The organism is Bradyrhizobium sp. NBAIM14 (assembly GCF_020193895.1).
Lineage (GTDB): Bacteria > Pseudomonadota > Alphaproteobacteria > Rhizobiales > Xanthobacteraceae > Bradyrhizobium > Bradyrhizobium yuanmingense.
In genome coordinates this window covers 183,604-201,541 of the sequence record NZ_JADYVQ010000003.1, presented here as the reverse complement: position 1 = coordinate 201,541, position 17,938 = coordinate 183,604, and the positions used below count along the sequence as shown (strand labels likewise).

The following is a 17,938-nucleotide window of genomic DNA, read 5'->3' as shown; positions in this document are numbered from 1 at the left end:
CAACCCCATGCACAGTAGGCGTCAAGAGGCGCCTGCTGCTGCCGGGCCGCGGGCGTGACGCGAGTTAAGTCTCCACGCCATCTCAACAATCGTCATTGCGAGCGCAGCGAAGCAATCCAGGCTGCCGCCGCGGTGAGATTCTGGATTGCTTCGTCGCACCAGCGCAAAATTGCTACGCAATTTTGTCGCGAGCTCCTCGCAATGACGTTGAGAGAGCGGAGCGCCTACTCCAGGCTCTCCACCTTGCGCAGGGCTGGAAACAGCTTCATCCAGAGCAGCGCCACTGCGACGGTGGCGACGCCGCCGAGCACGGCGGCAGGCATGGCGCCGAGCAGCGCGGCTGCCACTCCACTCTCGAACTGGCCGAGCTGGTTCGAGGCGTTGATGAACAGGAAGTTCACCGCGCCGACGCGGCCGCGCATCTCATCGGGCGTCGACAGCTGCACCAGCGAAAAGCGGATCACGACGCTGATCGTGTCGGCCGCACCGAGGATTGCAAGCGACAGCACCGACAGCCACATCCAGGACGACAGCGCGAACACGATGGTGGCGAGGCCGAACACGATCACGGCCTGGAACATGCGAAGGCCCACATGCCGGGAGATCGCGTGGCGCGCCAGCACCATGGTCATCAGCAAGGCACCGACCGCAGGCGCGGCGCGCAGCACGCCTAACCCGACCGGGCCGGTCTGGAGGATGTCGCGGGCATAGATCGGCAGCAGCGCCGTGACGCCGCCGAACAGCACGGCGAACAGATCGAGCGAGATGGTGCCGAGGATCGCCGGGTTGCTGCGAATGAAGCGGACGCCGGCGAAGATGTTGTCCGAGTCCATCCCCTCCCTCGCGATCGCCTGCGGGCGCGGCCGGATGAAGCCGGTCAAGATCATCCCCAAGACCCAGAACAGGACCATCACGGCATAGGCAAGGTGCGGGGCGACCGCATAGGCGATGCCGCCGAGCGCAGGTCCCGTGATGGTCGCGACCTGCGCCGCCCCACTGGAGACGGCAGTGGCGCGCTGGAGCGAGCCCTGCGGCGCGATCAGCGGCAGCAGCGCCGCCGTGGTCGGGCTCTCGAACGCGCCGGCGATTCCGAGCAGGAAAGTCGCGATGAAGATCTGCACTTCGCTGACCGCGCCGAGATAGGTGATGGCCCCGAGATAGAGCGCGGTCGCGGCCTCCACCAGCTGGCAGAGCTGGACGACGCGCTTGCGCTCGTAGCGATCGGCGGCGTGGCCGGCGACGAACACCAGAAGCGCGGTGGGCAGGAACTGGACGAGACCAACCATCCCGAGGTCGAACGCCGAGCCGGTGAGATCGTAGATCTGCCAGCCGATCGCGACGGCCGCGATCTGGCTGGAGAAGCGCGACAGGCTGCGCGAGAGCAGGAAGAACAGGAAAGCGGGATGGCGGAGGAGCTCACCGGCGGTGACCGGTCGATGTCCGGATATTGGCTGCTCTGGCATCGCCTCTTCGGTCACGCTCGGACCGCTCTTTCCCTCGATATCGAAGGCCCCCGGGGTGGCCGAGGTGGCCCCGCTTGTCAACACTGGTCGTTCCCGGCTGCTCCCGGCATTGCCTTTGCAACGCATGGGCGGCCATAATCATCGAGGGGCTTGAGACATCATGCTGCGCCTGCAATCTGCACTCGGCATTTTCGCATTGCTGCTGATCGCCTTCGCGCTGGCGGAAAATCGTCGCGCGGTGTCGCTGCGCCAGGCGGCGATCGGCCTTGCCGCGACCTTCGTCACCGCCCTCGTGCTGCTGAAGCTGCCGGTCGTCGCCCATGCCTTCGGCGCCATCAACGAGGCGGTCGGCGCGATCTCGGCGGCCTCGCGGGCCGGCTCCGCCTTCGTGTTCGGCTATATCGGCGGCGGACCCCTGCCCTTCGACCTGAAGGCGCCAGGCGCGGACTTCATCCTGGCGTTCCAGGCACTGCCGATCGTGCTGGTCATGAGCGTGCTCACGACGCTGTTGTTCTATTGGCGCGTGCTGCCGCCGATCGTCCGCGGCATGGCCTGGCTCTTGGAGCGCACCCTCGGCGTCGGCGGCGCCGTCGGGCTTTCGACCGCCGCCAACATCTTCCTCGGCATGGTCGAGGCACCGCTGTTCGTGCGGCCGTATCTGGCACAGATGACGCGCAGCGAGTTGTTCCTGGTCATGACCGGCGGCATGGCCGGCATCGCCGGCACCGTGCTGGTGCTCTATGCGACTCTGCTGGCGCCGCTCATTCCCGACGCCGCCGCGCATTTCGTCATCGCCTCGGTGCTCAGCGCGCCGGCGGCGATCCTGGTCAGCCTGATCATGGTCCCTGGAACCTCCGACAAGCGCACCGGCGGCGCGCTGGAGGATCCGCAGATGGAGGTCGCCAGCACGATGGACGCGATCGTGAAAGGCACCAGCGCAGGCATCGAGCTGCTGATCAACATCGTCGCGATGCTGCTGGTGCTGGTGGCGCTGGTCTATCTCGTCAACGCAATCCTCGACCTGCTCCCGCACGTCGGCGGCGCCGCGATCTCGCTGCAGCGGCTGCTCGGCCTCGTCATGGCGCCGGTGTGCTGGCTGATGGGGCTGCCGTGGGATCAAGCGATCACCGCCGGCAGCCTGATGGGCACCAAGACCGTGCTGAACGAATTGATCGCCTATGTCGACTTCTCGAAGCTGCCGCCCGATACGCTCGATCCGCGCTCGCGCCTGATCATGCTCTATGCGATGTGCGGCTTCGCCAATTTCGCCAGCCTCGGCATCATGATCGGCGGCTTAGGGGTGATGGCACCGGAGCGGCGCGAGGAGATCAATGCGCTGGGGCTGAAGTCGATCGTGTCGGGGACGCTCACGACGTGCCTGATGGGAGCGGTGGTGGGGGTGTTGGCGTAGGCTCTCTTTCCACGCGTCATTGCGAGCGAAGCGAAGCAATCCAGACATGCGTCCGCGGAGACAGTCTGGATTGCTTCGTCGCAAGAGCTCCTCGCAATGACGGCGGCGAGAATCTTTGCCTCAACCGCACAATTTCGACTTCTGCAGGATGCGACGCACCTCAGGCACCTTGGAACGGCACGGCTCGGCCGCCATGGCCTTTGCCTCGCTGGTTCGCCCCTGCACCCACAGCAACACCGCTATCAAGCCCTGCGCCCCGGAGCGCACCGGCCCACCCGCCACGTCCGAAGCTGCGAGCGACATGGCGGTTTGCGCTTCCCTCTCGGCGGCATTGATATCCGCTTGTTCCAGGAAGAAGACAGCACGGTAGACGTGAGCCCGCGCGTCTTTCGGGTAGCGGCTAACGAGATCGAGCGACCGGCTGGCCATCTCGTCGCCCTTCATCGGCACTTCCGAGGCGCGGATATAGTGCGCGGCATCGGCCATGTAGGCCGAATAATGCGCGGCGGCGAAGCCGGCGCAGATGAGAGATCCGATGGATCCTGCCAGCAAGGTCATGCTCGCACTCCGCGGCAGGCTGACATAGGACCAGAAGGCGAGCCACGGCGTGACGGCGAGCGCGGCGCCGGCCACCGCACCGCCTGCGTGGGCGTAATAGTTGACGTTGCCGGAAGCGCCAAAGGCCATTGGCAGCAGTGCGGGAACACCGAAGAACAGCGACGTCTTCAGCCTCGATATGGTCTGATCGGCGTCCGCTTCGGGATCGAAGCTCGCCACGAACAGCGCGGCGATCAGCCCGGTGATGGCGCCGGACGCACCGACGCCGACCGTGCCGGGACCGTTGCCCAGCAGCGAGCCGGCCTCTCCGGCCAATGCACTGGCAACGAAGATCAAAGCAAACCAGCCGCGGCCGATCAGCGACTCCAGCCTGACGCCGACGATGAACAGCGCAACGCAATTGCTCACGAGGTGCCACCCGCTGCCATGCAGAAGCGGCGCAAGGCCGATTCGCCACCACTCCCCCCGTCCGACGACGAGATCGTAGCCGGACGCGCCCTGAGCGATCAGCGAGCGCACATCAATGTCGCCGTCCCGCGCGATGTCGATGGCGAGACTACGCTGCAGAACGAAGATCAGGACCAGACCGAAGATCAGGCCTATGGTGAGGAAGGGGATGTCGGCCAGAAGCTTGTTGTCGGCAAAAAGCGTCTCCTCGCTGGACGAGGGCTTCTCTATCGCGACCGGCGCGGCGGCGGCTTGAAACGATGCTCTTGGAGCTGGCGCTACGGTGCCGCGTCGGCCAAAAGTGTTGGTCGCCATGAAAGCATTTCCCGCGTTGACACAGCCTTGAGTTGACGCGAGAGGTATTTTCGACTGGTTAGCACCAGGCTTGCGGGGCGGCCGAAATCATCCCGATTGCTGACCGCCCGGTTTCTCGGATCGACCGCATTTTAGCGATCGAGAGTTGCGCTTACGCCTTCAGCTCCACCGTCTTGAACTCAGCGGGGAGGATCACCTCCAGCAGCTCCACGTCGTCCGAATAGTCCAGGATCATGTGTCTGATCTTCGGCGGCTGGGTCCAGGCGCTGCCTTGCTGCATCAAGGTCTCGCCCTGCCCGTCCATATAGGTCTTCACCCAGCCCTTGAGCACGTAGACCATCTGGAATTCGACGTCGTGATAGTGGAGCTTGGACACCTCGGCCGGGTTGCAGGGACCTTGCAGGCGGATCACATGCGCCTGCGCGAGGCCATGGGTCGCCTCGCCGATGCCGAGATCGCGATACTTCGCGTAGGCGCGCAGGCCGTCGGCCTTGAAGTCTTCCTCGCGGTGATGGCTGACGGCGATGCGCTGCTTCGGACGTGCGGGCTTTTTCGCAGCGGCAGTGCGCGCCTTCGCCTTCACGGCCTTGCGTGCCGAGGATCGCGCCGCCGCCTTGGCGCCACTCCACTTCTTCACCGCGGTCTTCAATGCGGGCCTCGATGCCTTTTGCTTGGCCATTGTCTGCCTCCCTGTTTCTGAGCCGCCGTCGCGCGGTATGGCTTGCAGGTCAGCTTATCCAGTCGTGGGCGAGGCAGCAATCGCAGAGCTGGTCGTGTTGAGTAGTGCCGCATCCGCGCTGTCACCCTCCCCCTCCAGGACCCTCCCCTGGAGGGTAAGAGGCTGAGGCCAATCACGCGATCACCGTATCGGATCGTAGCTTGCCCCAAGCTGGCGCGTCGGGCTGGGGTCGTCTCGTCTTCGTTCTCGCGCTGAACTAGTCTCGCCCGGGACATCCGGGGGAATTGATTCATGGGCAGCAATGTCGGTCAGCGTGCATTTCAGAATGCCCGGCTTCAGAAGCGGCAAAAGGCCGACGTGCTGCCCTTGCTCGGGCAAGCGCTCGAGTTGCACAAGAAGGGACGCTTGCCCGGGGCCAAGGCTGCCTATCGCCAGCTCCTGCAGATCGCGCCCAATCAATTCATCGCGCTGCATATGCTCGGCGCGTTGGAGTCCGATGCTGGGAATTATCAGCAGGCCGAGAGCCTGCTGAGCCGGGCGGTTGTCGTCGATCCGCGATCGGCCGAAGCCCATATGAGCCTGGGCGTCGCGCTGAACGGGCTGAAACGTCACAATGATGCCCGCGAGAGCTATCGCAAGGCGCTCGCCTTGCGGCCCAACTACGCCCTCGCTCTCTCCAATCTCGGGAACGCGAGCGCGGCCCTGGATCGCTACCAGGAAGCGCTCGACAGCTACGATCGGGCGCTCGCCGTCGACGCAAACCTCGCCGAAGCCCACAACGGCCGCGGCTCCACGCTCTGCCGTCTGCGCAACTACGACAAGGCTCTTGCAAGCCTGAACCGCGCGCTCGCGATCAAGCCCGACTATGCGGCGGCGCTGGCGAACCGCGCCGTGGCACTCCGGGAGCTGCAGCGATTCGACGAGGCCATGGCGGATTGCAACCGGGCAATCGCCCTCGCCCCTGACGACGTGAACGGATGGCTTTGGCGCGCCAATGTCTTGCTTCAGAGCCGGCAGGTGGCCCAGGCACTATCCGATTGCGAGAAGGCGCTCGCGATCGCGCCCGATTCCGATCAGGCTCATCTGGTACTGGGCCTTTGTCTTGCCGGACTAGGCCGGGTAGACGAAGCCCTCGCCAGTTTCGACAGAGCCCTCGATATCAGGCCCGATCTCGAGAGCGCGATCTCGAGCAAGATCTTCACGCTCGATTTTGTGCCGGACGCCAGCGTCGAGCGGCATCAGCAGGCGCGACGCGTATGGTGGGAGCGGATCGGCGCGAAAATCGCTTCAGAAGCGGCGGCACCGCATGACAACGGCCGCGATCCGGATCGCCGCCTGGTGCTTGGCTACGTCTCGTCGGACTTCAACGCGCATTCGGCTGCGTTCATCTTCAAGCCCGTCCTGCAACACCATGACCGCGCCCAGTTCGAGATCGTGTGCTACTCGTGCTCGGCGAAAGTGGACGCGACGACACGCGAATTTCAAGGCATCGCCGATCGCTGGCGTGACGCCTCGCAATGGAGCGACGATCGCCTCGCCGCCCAGATTCGCGACGATCGCATCGATATCCTGATCGATCTGTCCGGCCATACCAGAGGAAACCGCCTCGGCGTATTTGCGCGCAAGCCGGCACCGATCCAGGCGCACGGCTGGGGCCATGGCACCGGCACCGGGTTGCCGACAATCGATTATCTGTTCTCGGATCCGGTCGGGATTCCGCACGACGTTCGGCATCTGTTTGCAGAGACGGTGGTCGACCTGCCGTGCTTCGTGACGCTGGCGCCGCTGCCGGCCGGGATTGCGCAGGGCAAGACGCCGGCACTCTCGAACGGCTTCGTCACCTTCGGTGTCTTCAACCGCATCAGCAAGATCTCGGACGAGGCCGCGGCAGTCTGGTCCAGTATCCTCGAACGGGTGCCGGGCTCGCGCCTCCTGATCAAGGATGTTGCGCTCGACGATCAACTCGTCCGCGACAAGCTGCTGGCGCGATTTGCGGCTTGCCGATTGCCGGCCGAACGCGTCGATCTGCTCGGGGCCACGTTGCGGGACGAGCATCTGGCATCGTTCAATCGCATCGATATTGCTCTCGATCCGTTCCCGCAGAACGGCGGCGTCAGCACATGGGAAGCCCTGCAGATGGGCGTGCCCGTGGTGGCGAAGCTCGGCAACAGCCTGCCCGGCCGCGCCGCCGGCGCCATCCTCACCGCGCTTGGCCTGCCGGACTGGGTCGCCGACAGCGAGGAGGCCTATGTCGAGATCGCGGCCAGTCGCGCGGCCGAGACCGGCGAGCTCGACAAATTGCGCCGCGAACTGCCCGCAACGATCAACGCCACGGCCGCGGCCAACCCCATCTCATATGCACGAGCGGTGGACGCGGCCTATCGCGCGATGTGGACGCGTTATTGCAGCGGCGGCGTCTGATTGCGTGATCTCGTAGGGTGGATTAGCCGAAGGCGTAATCCACCGTTTCTGTTTCGGCACGCGGAGAGAAGCGAGGTGGATTACGCCAGCGGCAGCGCGTCGCGCCGCCGCAGGCTAATCCACCCTACGCGGCCTCAATGCAGGCGGAACACGCCGTCAACGGCGCGGAGCTCGGCCGGCTTGATCAGCTTGGAATGCGCCACCGTCACCGAATGGAGGGGACCGTCGAGCTTCTCCTGCCAGAACGCCAGGAAATCGGTCAGCGCGGGGAATTTCGGAAACATGTCGTAGTTCTGCCAGACATAGGTCTGGAGCAGCGAGGGATGATCCGGCATCCGATAGAGAATTTGTGCCGTCGTCAGCCCGTAGCCCAGCATCTGTTTCCGGAATTCCTCGGAAACGCCCCCAACGCGCAGTCCCATGCCAAACCTCCTTTGCAGGAGCGCATTCGGCGAGTGGCTTGGTCCGTGCCCCGGGGAGCCACCCGGAAACGATGCGCTCACATGAGAGAAATGTGACGCAAACTGACAACTCATCTCAAGCCCAAAAGTTTAACAAGCTGTTGAAATTCAATGCTTTAGCAGCAGAGACGACTCCGTGCTAATACGGTCACGGCTGCCCGGTTAACGATGGCGAGGGGTTTCTGGCAGTCCGCGCTTTCGGCTGCTATTTTTTCTGCTACAAACCCTTGCTCCCGCAAAATTCCTGTCCTATTTCAGGCGCGCTCGTGCTAGCACTCACGGGCAACGATTGCTAACACTCAAAACCTCAACCCGAGCAATTGCTTAGGAGGACTGCATGAAATTCCGTCCGCTTCACGACCGCGTCGTGGTCAAGCGCATCGACGCCGAAGAGAAGACCGCTGGCGGCATCATCATTCCCGACACTGCCAAGGAAAAGCCCTCCCAGGGCGAAGTCGTCGCCGTTGGCCCCGGTGGCCGCGACGAAGCTGGCAAGCTGATCCCGATCGACCTGAAGGTCGGCGACCGCGTGCTTTTCGGCAAGTGGTCCGGCACCGAGGTCAAGATCGACGGCCAGGACCTGCTGATCATGAAGGAGAGCGACGTGATGGGCGTTCTCGAAGTCAGCGAGTCCAAGAAGAAGGCGGCTTAAGAGCCCCTCTCCTCCCCTCCAGTCAAACCCTCAAGGAAAAATCCAGATGGCAGCCAAAGAAGTCAAATTCTCGGTTGAAGCGCGCGACAAGATGCTGCGCGGCGTCGACGTTCTCGCCAATGCGGTGAAGGTCACGCTCGGTCCGAAGGGCCGCAACGTTGTGCTCGACAAGTCGTTCGGCGCTCCCCGCATCACCAAGGACGGCGTCACCGTCGCCAAGGAGATCGAGCTCGACGACAAGTTCGAGAACATGGGCGCGCAGATGGTGCGCGAAGTCGCCTCCAAGTCCGCTGACGCGGCCGGCGACGGCACCACCACCGCCACCGTGCTCGCCCAGGCGATCGTGAAGGAAGGCGCCAAGTCGGTCGCCGCCGGCATGAACCCGATGGACCTCAAGCGCGGCATCGACCTCGCGGTCGAAGCCGTCGTGGCCGACCTCGAGAAGAACTCGAAGAAGGTCACCTCGAACGACGAGATCGCCCAGGTCGGCACCATCTCGGCCAACGGCGATGCCGAAATCGGCAAGTTCCTCGCCGACGCCATGAAGAAGGTCGGCAACGAGGGCGTCATCACCGTCGAGGAAGCCAAGTCGCTCGAGACCGAGCTCGACGTGGTCGAGGGCATGCAGTTCGACCGCGGCTACATCTCGCCCTACTTCGTCACCAACGCCGACAAGATGCGCGTTGAGATGGACGATGCCTACATCCTCATCAACGAGAAGAAGCTCTCCTCGCTGAACGAGCTGCTGCCGCTGCTCGAGGCCGTGGTGCAGACCGGCAAGCCGCTGGTCATCGTCGCCGAGGACGTCGAAGGCGAAGCGCTTGCGACCCTCGTCGTGAACCGCCTGCGCGGCGGCCTGAAGGTCGCGGCCGTCAAGGCTCCGGGCTTCGGCGATCGCCGCAAGGCCATGCTGCAGGACATCGCGATCCTGACCGGCGGCCAGGCGATCTCGGAAGATCTCGGCATCAAGCTCGAGAACGTCACGCTCAACATGCTCGGTCGCGCCAAGAAGGTGATGATCGACAAGGAGAACACCACGATCGTCAACGGCGCCGGCAAGAAGGCCGACATCGAGGCGCGCGTGGCGCAGATCAAGGCGCAGATCGAGGAGACCACCTCGGACTACGACCGTGAGAAGCTCCAGGAGCGTCTCGCCAAGCTCGCGGGCGGCGTCGCGGTGATCCGCGTCGGCGGCGCGACCGAGGTCGAGGTGAAGGAGCGCAAGGATCGCGTTGATGACGCGATGCATGCGACCCGCGCGGCCGTGGAAGAAGGCATCGTCCCGGGCGGCGGCGTCGCCCTGCTCCGTGCCTCCGAGCAGCTCAAGGGCCTGCGCACCAAGAACGACGACCAGAAGACCGGCGTCGAGATCGTGCGCAAGGCGCTGTCGGCCCCCGCTCGCCAGATCGCGATCAACGCCGGTGAAGACGGCTCGGTGATCGTCGGCAAGATCCTGGAGAACAAGGCCTACAATTACGGCTTCGACTCCCAGACCGGCGAATATGCCGACCTCGTCAAGAAGGGCATCATCGACCCGACCAAGGTGGTCCGTACCGCGATCCAGAACGCTGCCTCGGTGGCCGCGCTCCTGATCACCACGGAAGCCATGGTCGCCGAGCTGCCGAAGAAGGGCGGCGCCGGCCCGGCGATGCCCCCGGGCGGCGGCATGGGCGGCATGGACTTCTGATCCAGCCGTTCAGGCACGATACGAATTGCGAAACCCCGGCAGCGATGCCGGGGTTTTTGTTTTGGGGAGCACGTCATTCCGGGGCGCGCCCCTCTTGGGCGCGAGCCCGGAATCCATAACCACGAAACTCACGGGCGACGGGCATAGCGGGCCCACTCCATCTGGCTGTGATTATGGATTCCGGGCTCGCGCCCAAGGGGGCGCGCCCCGGAATGACAAGGAGTGCAGGATGAACCTTATTTGGTCAGCCCCGGATAGAGATCATCCCAATTTGGGTTCTGCTCCTCGATGAGACGCGTCTTCCAGTCACGTCGCCATTTCTTGAGCTCCTTCTCGCGGGCATTGGCGCTCACGGCATCGTCGTAGATTTCGAACAAGACGAGCTTGTCGACGCCGTACTTGCTCGTGAAGCCGGGGACGGTCTTCGTTCTGTGCTGATACACTCGGCGCACCAGGTCGTTGGTCACGCCGATGTAGAGCGTGCCGTGTTTCTTGCTCGCAAGGATGTAGAGATAGTAGGCCATTCCCGTCCGCCTGTGATTATGGATTCCGGGCTCGGCGCTGCGCGCCGCCCCGGAATGACGGAGCAAGCCTCACTCCACCTTCCCGAGCCGCTCGAAGCGCGGCTCGCCGTCTTCATCCAGCGACCAGAAGATCCGCGTCACCTTGCCGATGAGATTGTCCATCGGCACGAAGCCGAACGTCGACTGCACGCGGCTGTCGGTGGAATTGTCGCGGTTGTCGCCGAGCACGAAGATGTGGCCCGGCGGCACCGTGAAGACGTCTGTGTTGTCGAGATAGCCGTTGTCGAGGCAGTCGTAGGTCACATAGGACGCACCGCTCGGCAGCGTCTCGCGCCAGCGCTTGACGGCGGCGCGGTCGTCGACACCGCAGGCGTCGCCGGCAAATGTCGCCTCCAGGGCGACGCGGGTCACCGGGCGGCTGTTGAGGATGAGCCGGCCCTGCCGCATCTGGATGCGGTCTCCGGGCAGGCCGACGACGCGTTTGACGTAGTCGGCAGAACTGTCCTTCGCCGTCCGGAATACCACGATATCCCCGTATTCGGGATCGGCGGCGAGGATGCGGCCCGAGATCCAGGACGACGCGAATGGGAGGGAATAGCGGCCATACCCGTAAGCGTATTTCGCGGCGAAGACGTAGTCGCCGACCATCAGCGCCGGTGTCATCGAACCGGACGGAATGTTGAACGGCTGATACAGAACGAAGCGAAACAGGATCACCGGCGACCACAGCACCGGGATCATGAGGATCAGGACGACGATCGCCTTCCAGTCGCTGGATCGTGCCGCGGGGCGGATCGATTCCTGAAGAACGGTCATGGGCCTTCCCTGATCAAGACGTTGCGGCCCCAAGATGACGCAACCTGCGAGCGCGCTCAATCCCCGACGAGCCCAAATTGGTCGCGCTGCGCGCCGATCGCGTTCATCGCAGACGGCGGCAACGCCGATGTGAAGGGCCGCCCGTGGGCGGCCCTTCGGTTCATGCGCTCTCGGGCGCCTTCAGACGCACGAGCCGGGTCAGGAGGGCATCGAGGCCCTGGCCTTCACCGGCATGGAGGTCGATGCGGCCGACCTTCTCGACCAGCCGCTCCAGCGACTCCAGCTCCTTGAGCCGAAGCAGCAGGGGGTTCTCCTCCATCAGGCGGGCAGTGTTCAGGAGCGAACGCGTCGCCGCGGTCTCCTCCTGCCGGCGGATCAGGTTCGCCTTCGCGACCCGCTCCGCCTCCACCACCTTGTTCACCAGCTCCCGGATCTCGCCGGGCAGGATCACGTCCTTGACGCCGAGCTCGGTCACCTCCACGCCGGACTCTGCGACGCGTGCACGCACATAGTCGCGCAGCTCCGCATCCAGCACCGCCTTCGCAGACAGCACCTCGTCCAGCGTCCGGCCCGCCACCGCCTCGCGGATCGCGAACTGCACCAGGCGGTACAGCCACGCATCCACGTCGGGCACGGTCGCCACCGTGCGCTCGGGATCGACGATGCGGCGGAACGCCGTCAGCGTCACCCGCAGCGCGATGCGATCCTTGGTCAGCATCTCCTGCGCGGTGATCTCGACCGCCTGGGGCCGCAGGTCGAGGCGCTTCACCTCGATCTTGCGGCCGACGGTCCAGAAGGCGTGCCGGCCGGGCGCGAGCCGCTCCACGAGCCGGCCCTCGACATAGAGCAGGCCCGCTTCGTGGTTCTCGACCACAGTCTCGCTCATGACGGTCGAGCGGCTGCGCTCGATCATGGTGAGGTGCCGCGCGTCGACCCTGACGTCGCTGGACACATCGATGCGCTCGACATCGATGCGCGTTGCGACCTTCCAGTAGACGCGCACCTGCCAAGGCGTCATCAGATGCACGGGCCGGCCGTCGAGGCTGACGATGGCGATCTCGTCCGCCTTGGTCTCGACCGCCTCGAACAGCTCGGCGGCAAGATCAGGCCGCGCGGCCTTCAGCACTGCGTAGCGCTCCGCAGGAAATTCGCTGCGGACCACGTCGAGCACCTCGGCCTTCAGCTCGTGCAGGGGATCGAACAGGCGATGCTTGCCGGGCGCGAGCACGCGCACGAGCTGCCCGTTGCGCGTCAGCAACGCACGCTCGCCATCCTTCACCGTCACGTTCAGCATCAGCAAATGCCAAGTCTTGTTCAAAGTCATGGCACGCCTCCTTCAGTTGCCTCCTGCCGAGCGCGGCCGGATAGCGGGTTACACCTGCAAAGGACGTGAGGACGCGGACGACGCTTCCCGCGAAATCGGCGGGCCGGGGCTTGAGCTTGCATGACGACGGGCGCACGCGCGCGATCGCGCGAGACGTGTCGCGCGGCCGTGCGGAGCCACCCGGCATCAGCGCAAGCGGCATCTACCCGCGGCGCAAAGCCGGTCTCACAGTGTCTAGGTTCGGACGGAAAGCCTTGCGGCAAAACGGCCGGACCGCGACTGAAGCGCGCGTCCGGTCCTCGTCAGAGGTATCAGCGTTTCAGGCTGAAACGGAGCGCTGGAGCGGGATTCGAACCCGCGACCCGATGAGTAAAAGTCATCTGCTCTACCAAACTGAGCTATCCTTTGTGCAAGAGACCGGAATCGAACCGATGCCTTCGGGTGTTCAACCCGACGCTCTCCATGAGCTACGTCCTGCGTTTCTCCTTCATTCGGCGGAACACGAAACCGGCAAGACCCGGCCCGCGCCAGTCGGGATCTCAGCGAGCCCGAACCCATGGCCTAGCGAAGGACGGCGCTAATAGACCAGGCACGTTCGGGTTGCAAGGGGGCGGGTGAAGTTTTTTCGTCGCAGCGTGCGCAGCGTGGCGCGATGATTGCGGCGATATGCGACATCAATTGCGCGAGATGTCCTGGAAGCACGCCCTCACCCACGCGATCGTCACGCGTGTCGCCGGATCGCGCTTGAGGTGGTTCTGCACGAGCAGCCAGACGTCGCGGCGCTTCGGCAGCAGGGTGGCGCGCAGGCTGCGGTCGGCGAGCAGGGCTAAGCAGCTGTGCTCGGGCAGCACGCCGATGGCCTGATGCGACTGAATCATGGTGCGGATGATGCGGATATTGTCGGTGACGCAGCGCACGTTCGTCAGCCGCTTCGCACGCAAGAACTGCGCTTCCGGGATCGCGTCGAGCTCGTCCGGATAGACGCACGCAACGGGCTCGCCGCCGCCGCGGTCCGCGGGCTCGAAGAAGTACAGCCTGACGTCGCCGAGCTTGGAGATGGTGAAGTCGCCCTTCTCCGGCTTGCGCAGGCGGATGGCGAGATCGGCCTGCCAGCGCGAGAACTTGACGTTGCCGCTCGCGGTGAGGAATTGCAGCGTCAGCCCCGGATGATCGCGCAGGAAGCTGCTCGCATGCGGCGCCAGCAGCTCCTCGGCGACCGCATTTGTCGAGGCGATGCGCAGCCGCCCGACCGGGCCGGCCTGGCCCTCCTTGATGCGGTCGATCGCCGCCGCATGCGCGGCCATCGCACCGACATGCGCGAGCACCGCCTCGCACTGGCGCGTCGGCCGCCGCACGCCGTCCACCGCATCGAACAGCTTCACGCCGAGATCGCGCTGGATGCGCGCAAGCCTGCGGCCGACGGTGGTCTCGTCGATGCGCAGCCGCGCGCTGGCGCCGGCATAGGTGCCCTCGTCCCTGACCGCGGCGATGATGCGCAGATCGTCCCAATTCATCGGGGCGAGCCTAGCAGGCGCCGCCGCTACCTGCAAATTCGCAGCCATCAGCTGCAATAGTCCTGCACAATGGCAGGCTGCTGCTGCGCTAGTGTCGAAGCATCCGAATTCACGAAAGCCTGACGGCATGACCGCTCCAAAGACGCTGCTCGAACTCGCCGGCGCCGATCTCGATCCGCCCAAGCTCAACGAGACATGCCTCGTTCTGATCGACATCCAGAACGAATATTGCGCCGGCCCCATCGCCCTGCCCGAGGCGCAAGCGGCGATCGCCGCGGCTGCGCGCCTGCTCGCGCGCGCACGGGAGAGCGGAGCTGCGATCTTCCACGTCGCGCACAAGGGCCGCGCCGGCGGCCTGTTCGACCGCGAGGCGGCGCGCGGCGCGATCGTCGAACGCCTGACGCCACTCGCGACCGAGCCCGTGATCGAGAAGGCGCTGCCGAATGCCTTCGCCGGCACCGACCTGCAGGCCCGGCTGGCCGCGACCGGACGCAAGAACATCGTGCTCGCGGGGTTCATGACGCATATGTGCGTGTCTTCGACCGCGCGCGCCGCGCTCGATCTCGGCCTGCGCACGACGATCGCGGCGGATGCCTGCGCCACGCGCGATCTTCCCGATGGGCGCGGCGGCACGCTGCCGGCGAGAATTGTTCACGAGGTCGCTCTGGCCGAATTGTCCGACCGGTTCGCGATCATCGCGCAGAGCGACGTGCTGACCTGAGGAGACCTTCCCGATGCTGCAGCTCTATTTCTTTCCGATGGCCTGCTCGCTCTCGAGCCACATCGCGTTGCTGGAGGCCGGAATCGAGGCGCAGTATCACCTCGCCCATATCTGGACCAAGCGGCTCGTGGACGACGGCCGCGACTTCCGTGAGGTGTCACCGAAGGGCGCGGTGCCGGTCCTGGTGCTGGAGAACGGCGAGCGGCTGACGGAAAGCGCAGCGGTGCTGCAATACATCGCCGATGTGAAGCCGGAGGCACGCCTTGCGCCGCGGCCCGGCGACATCGATCGTTATCGCCTGCAGGAATGGCTGAGCTTCGTCGGCGCCGAGATCCACAAGGCGTTCCTGTTTCCAACCTTCTGGTACAAGGACGACGGCTCGCTGGCCAAGCCGCGCGCGAGGATCATGCAGACATTGTCGGTGCCGGCAGCGCATCTGGCGGGCCGCGAATTCCTCGTCGGCGACGCCTTCACCGTGGCCGATGCCCATCTCACCTGGACCTTGCTTCTGCTCCGTCCGGCAGGGATCGACATCGCGCAATGGCCACCGCTCGCGGCCTATCTCGAACGCATGCAGGCCCGCCCCGCGGTCCGGCGCGCGATCGCGACCGAGATGGCGCTGCGCAAGACCGTTGCGGCCTGAGCTCGCCTCACTCCACCCGCGCCAGCACCGCGAGCTTGCGGATGCCCTTGTTGCGGTAGGCGTCGAGGAACGCGTAGTAATCCTTGAACGACACGCAGCCGTTGGAATCGCCGCCCGGCCCGAGCATGAAGGTGTGGGCGAGCAGGCCGTCGCGGCCGTAGATCGCGCTCTCGCCGCCGATCGGGGTGAGGCGCAGCGCCGGCACGCCGTGGAACAGCGCCTCGCGCGGTTTCAGCGTATAGATGTGCGGCGGCGTCACGCCGCGCATGCGCAGGCGGCGCGAGTCCGGATCGTCGCGGTTGGCGCCAAGGCCGGAATGCGCCTCGAGCCTGGTGCCGTCAGGCAGATACACCATCTTGGCCGTGATGTCGTAGACCGCGGTGTCCCGCTCATAAGGCGGAGCGCCGCCGAACATCGGGTTCTGCTCCTTCGGGGCGATGGACGCAGTGATGCTGGCATCGGCCGAGGCGTAGGCGAGCAGCCCGCCGGACGCTTCGCGCTTGCCCCACAGCTTTTCCACCATCGCCTGGCGCGGAGCGGTGATCGACATCACCGCGGCCTTGGCACGGTCGGCGAAGGATTTTTGCTTGGCTTCGGGCGCCGGCACGATCTCGGCCGGGTCGGCCGAGGCGAGTTGCAGCTGGGCAGCCGGCGCGCGCTTGGTCTTGTCCGCGGCGTTGTCGGCGCCCTTGGCTGCCGGCTTCAGCGCTTCCGCGACCTTCGCGATCACGCCCTGCTTCGGGGCGTCTTTGGCCACCGCAACGACCTGCGCCGGGGGTGCGGCGCTTGTGGCATTCGATGGCACGCCCTGCGTTGCGGCCGCGGCAAAGCGCTCGTTGAACATCTCGCGCGAGATTGGAGCTGCGACCTGGAGGCGGTCGGGCAGCAGCGCGAAGGTTTCCTTGATGGCCTCGCCGGCCTCGCGCAGCACCACCCTGGGCGCGCGCTTGATCACCGGCTCGTCGTAGCCGACGCTGCCGACGGAGGGATAGACGCTCGCGCCGAAGATGTTGCTGTGGATGGTCCAGCCGGCGCCCATCACGGCGCAGCCGATCGCCGCGGCGCCAAGCCAATTGGTCGTGGTCATTTTCCGGGAAGATTTCCGCGAATTGGTCTTCGAGAAATTCTTGGACTTCCGTGCCGCGTTACTCTGCGCAGCGATACTCGTACTCATTCGCCTTGCGTCCAGGACGGTGTCACTCTGTCCCCCTTCGAAGTGCCGCTGGTCACGATCCGGGAACAGCATCTCGCAGAGGGTCGGAGCGTCATTAAGGCGACTTTTAGTTAAATGCGGATTAAGTTCGGGCGGATCTGCGGCGACTCGTTAACGCTGTCCCGTTTTGAGAAAAACGCCCGCAGAACTACGGACTTAGTCGGGTCTGTTAACTATAATTCTCGGCCGGTTCAGCAGGCTCTGCGGACGTCTGCGGCCACATCCATGACGCACTTGAGAACGTCATTTTCGTGGCCCTCCACTGCCCCCGAACGTAACGCGCCAGCGTTGCGCGAGGCTGGTGGACGACGCGTCGGATTGGGCCTCGTCGGCCGCGCGACAACGGTGCATGCTCATGACGCGCCGGGCACCGCGGCACGGCGCCGTGATTGAAAGTTGATCGCCTCGGTTCTGGACATCGCGGGTGCGAGAAAATAGCTCCCACTTCGGCACTTTTCAGCAGCCTCTGCGCGTGATACGGTACCGTATCATCCTGCCCTGAGCTGTGCCGAGCACGCAAACGGAGGCTGGCATGAGAGGGATTGCGCGCGCGGGGTTTTTCGCCCTGGCGGGGTCGTTTCTGTTGATCGGATCTGCGACTGCGCAGCCTGCGGCGAATGCGGGCTGCACGGCATCGCCGTCGGCTGCCGGGACGCAGACCTGGCGCTGCGACAACGGCATCACCATCGTTGCGGAAAACGGCGCCAGATTTGAACTTAAGGACGCCAACCGCGACGGACATATAGACTCCGTGGAGTTGAGCAGCAAAGCGCTGCTGATCGAGGTGCCCAAGAAGCCGCGCGGCAATCCCTTCAAGGTGCTGACGCCGCAAGCGATCGCCGCAGTGCGCGGCACGAAATGGGCGGTCGATGCCGCCGACGCCAAGACTTCCGTGTTCGTCGCAGACGGCCGGGTCGGCGTGAGCCGCAGGGCTCGTGGACGCGGCGTCGTGCTCGGCCCCGGCGAAGGCGTCGATGTCGAGCCAACCGGTCCGTTGACCGTCAAGACCTGGGGCCAGCCGCGCGTCGACGCGCTCATGGCCAGACTCGGGCAATGAGCCGGGGCCGGCAAGGCCCGGCCCATGAGATT

General features: G+C 65.1%; 16 protein-coding genes and 2 tRNA genes. 7 read left to right on the top strand and 11 right to left on the bottom strand.

Going from position 1 to position 17,938, the window contains the following annotated elements:
• Positions 1-224: 224 nt before the first annotated feature.
• The gene (locus tag I6F28_RS09860) at positions 225-1,463 is read right to left on the bottom strand and encodes an MFS transporter (RefSeq protein WP_036029811.1); all 1,239 of its coding nucleotides are present in this window, start codon (positions 1,461-1,463) and stop codon (positions 225-227) included.
• Positions 1,464-1,623: 160 nt separating this feature from the next.
• On the opposite strand from I6F28_RS09860, the gene I6F28_RS09855 reads away from it, so the two are divergent.
• On the top strand, positions 1,624-2,874 hold the full coding sequence (locus tag I6F28_RS09855) for a NupC/NupG family nucleoside CNT transporter (RefSeq protein ID WP_225139800.1): 1,251 nt from the start codon (positions 1,624-1,626) through the stop codon (positions 2,872-2,874).
• Between the two features lie 120 nt (positions 2,875-2,994).
• Here the strand turns inward: I6F28_RS09855 and I6F28_RS09850 are convergent, their stop codons facing one another.
• Together I6F28_RS09850 and I6F28_RS09845 are read right to left on the bottom strand one after the other, a co-directional pair.
• Complete coding sequence (locus I6F28_RS09850; RefSeq protein WP_225139799.1) at positions 2,995-4,194, bottom strand: rhomboid family intramembrane serine protease; 1,200 nt, start codon at positions 4,192-4,194, stop codon at positions 2,995-2,997.
• A gap of 151 nt (positions 4,195-4,345) precedes the next feature.
• Complete coding sequence (locus I6F28_RS09845) at positions 4,346-4,873, bottom strand: cupin domain-containing protein (protein WP_225139798.1); 528 nt, start codon at positions 4,871-4,873, stop codon at positions 4,346-4,348.
• Between the two features lie 291 nt (positions 4,874-5,164).
• On the opposite strand from I6F28_RS09845, the gene I6F28_RS09840 reads away from it, so the two are divergent.
• Complete coding sequence (locus I6F28_RS09840; RefSeq protein ID WP_225139797.1) at positions 5,165-7,294, top strand: O-linked N-acetylglucosamine transferase, SPINDLY family protein; 2,130 nt, start codon at positions 5,165-5,167, stop codon at positions 7,292-7,294.
• A 134-nt stretch (positions 7,295-7,428) separates the two neighbouring features.
• Here the strand turns inward: I6F28_RS09840 and I6F28_RS09835 are convergent, their stop codons facing one another.
• Positions 7,429-7,716, bottom strand: coding sequence for an usg protein (locus tag I6F28_RS09835; protein WP_036015394.1), 288 nt, complete (start codon positions 7,714-7,716; stop codon positions 7,429-7,431).
• Between the two features lie 376 nt (positions 7,717-8,092).
• Between I6F28_RS09835 and I6F28_RS09830 the strand changes: the two genes are divergently transcribed.
• Together I6F28_RS09830 and groL are read left to right on the top strand one after the other, a co-directional pair.
• Positions 8,093-8,407 carry a co-chaperone GroES gene (locus I6F28_RS09830; protein WP_025037205.1) on the top strand — a complete coding sequence of 105 codons (315 nt, stop codon included), beginning with the start codon at positions 8,093-8,095 and terminating at the stop codon, positions 8,405-8,407.
• A 46-nt stretch (positions 8,408-8,453) separates the two neighbouring features.
• On the top strand, positions 8,454-10,094 hold the full coding sequence (gene groL / locus I6F28_RS09825; protein WP_057029537.1) for a chaperonin GroEL: 1,641 nt from the start codon (positions 8,454-8,456) through the stop codon (positions 10,092-10,094).
• A gap of 236 nt (positions 10,095-10,330) precedes the next feature.
• On the opposite strand, the gene I6F28_RS09820 is transcribed toward groL, so the two are convergent.
• From I6F28_RS09820 to I6F28_RS09795, 6 genes are all read right to left on the bottom strand, one after another.
• Positions 10,331-10,618 carry a GIY-YIG nuclease family protein gene (locus I6F28_RS09820; protein WP_225139796.1) on the bottom strand — a complete coding sequence of 96 codons (288 nt, stop codon included), beginning with the start codon at positions 10,616-10,618 and terminating at the stop codon, positions 10,331-10,333.
• Positions 10,619-10,687: 69 nt separating this feature from the next.
• On the bottom strand, positions 10,688-11,434 hold the full coding sequence (lepB, locus tag I6F28_RS09815; RefSeq protein ID WP_225139795.1) for a signal peptidase I: 747 nt from the start codon (positions 11,432-11,434) through the stop codon (positions 10,688-10,690).
• Between the two features lie 160 nt (positions 11,435-11,594).
• Complete coding sequence (locus I6F28_RS09810) at positions 11,595-12,758, bottom strand: slipin family protein (RefSeq protein WP_225139794.1); 1,164 nt, start codon at positions 12,756-12,758, stop codon at positions 11,595-11,597.
• Positions 12,759-13,096: 338 nt separating this feature from the next.
• Positions 13,097-13,162: transfer RNA gene (locus I6F28_RS09805), tRNA-Lys, on the bottom strand.
• A gap of 4 nt (positions 13,163-13,166) precedes the next feature.
• Positions 13,167-13,236: transfer RNA gene (locus I6F28_RS09800), tRNA-Phe, on the bottom strand.
• 196 nt (positions 13,237-13,432) lie between these two features.
• Complete coding sequence (locus tag I6F28_RS09795; RefSeq protein ID WP_225139950.1) at positions 13,433-14,272, bottom strand: LysR family transcriptional regulator; 840 nt, start codon at positions 14,270-14,272, stop codon at positions 13,433-13,435.
• Positions 14,273-14,399: 127 nt separating this feature from the next.
• Here I6F28_RS09795 and I6F28_RS09790 point away from each other — a divergent pair, with 127 nt between their 5' ends.
• Positions 14,400-14,993, top strand: coding sequence for a cysteine hydrolase family protein (locus I6F28_RS09790; RefSeq protein ID WP_036012801.1), 594 nt, complete (start codon positions 14,400-14,402; stop codon positions 14,991-14,993).
• Between the two features lie 13 nt (positions 14,994-15,006).
• On the top strand, positions 15,007-15,636 hold the full coding sequence (locus tag I6F28_RS09785) for a glutathione binding-like protein (RefSeq protein WP_225114395.1): 630 nt from the start codon (positions 15,007-15,009) through the stop codon (positions 15,634-15,636).
• A gap of 7 nt (positions 15,637-15,643) precedes the next feature.
• Here the strand turns inward: I6F28_RS09785 and I6F28_RS09780 are convergent, their stop codons facing one another.
• Positions 15,644-16,723, bottom strand: a complete 1,080-nt coding sequence (locus I6F28_RS09780; protein WP_225139793.1) for a tlde1 domain-containing protein — start codon at positions 16,721-16,723, stop codon at positions 15,644-15,646.
• 658 nt (positions 16,724-17,381) lie between these two features.
• Between I6F28_RS09780 and I6F28_RS09775 the strand changes: the two genes are divergently transcribed.
• Positions 17,382-17,906, top strand: coding sequence for a FecR domain-containing protein (locus tag I6F28_RS09775; protein WP_036012807.1), 525 nt, complete (start codon positions 17,382-17,384; stop codon positions 17,904-17,906).
• Positions 17,907-17,938: the final 32 nt, after the last annotated feature.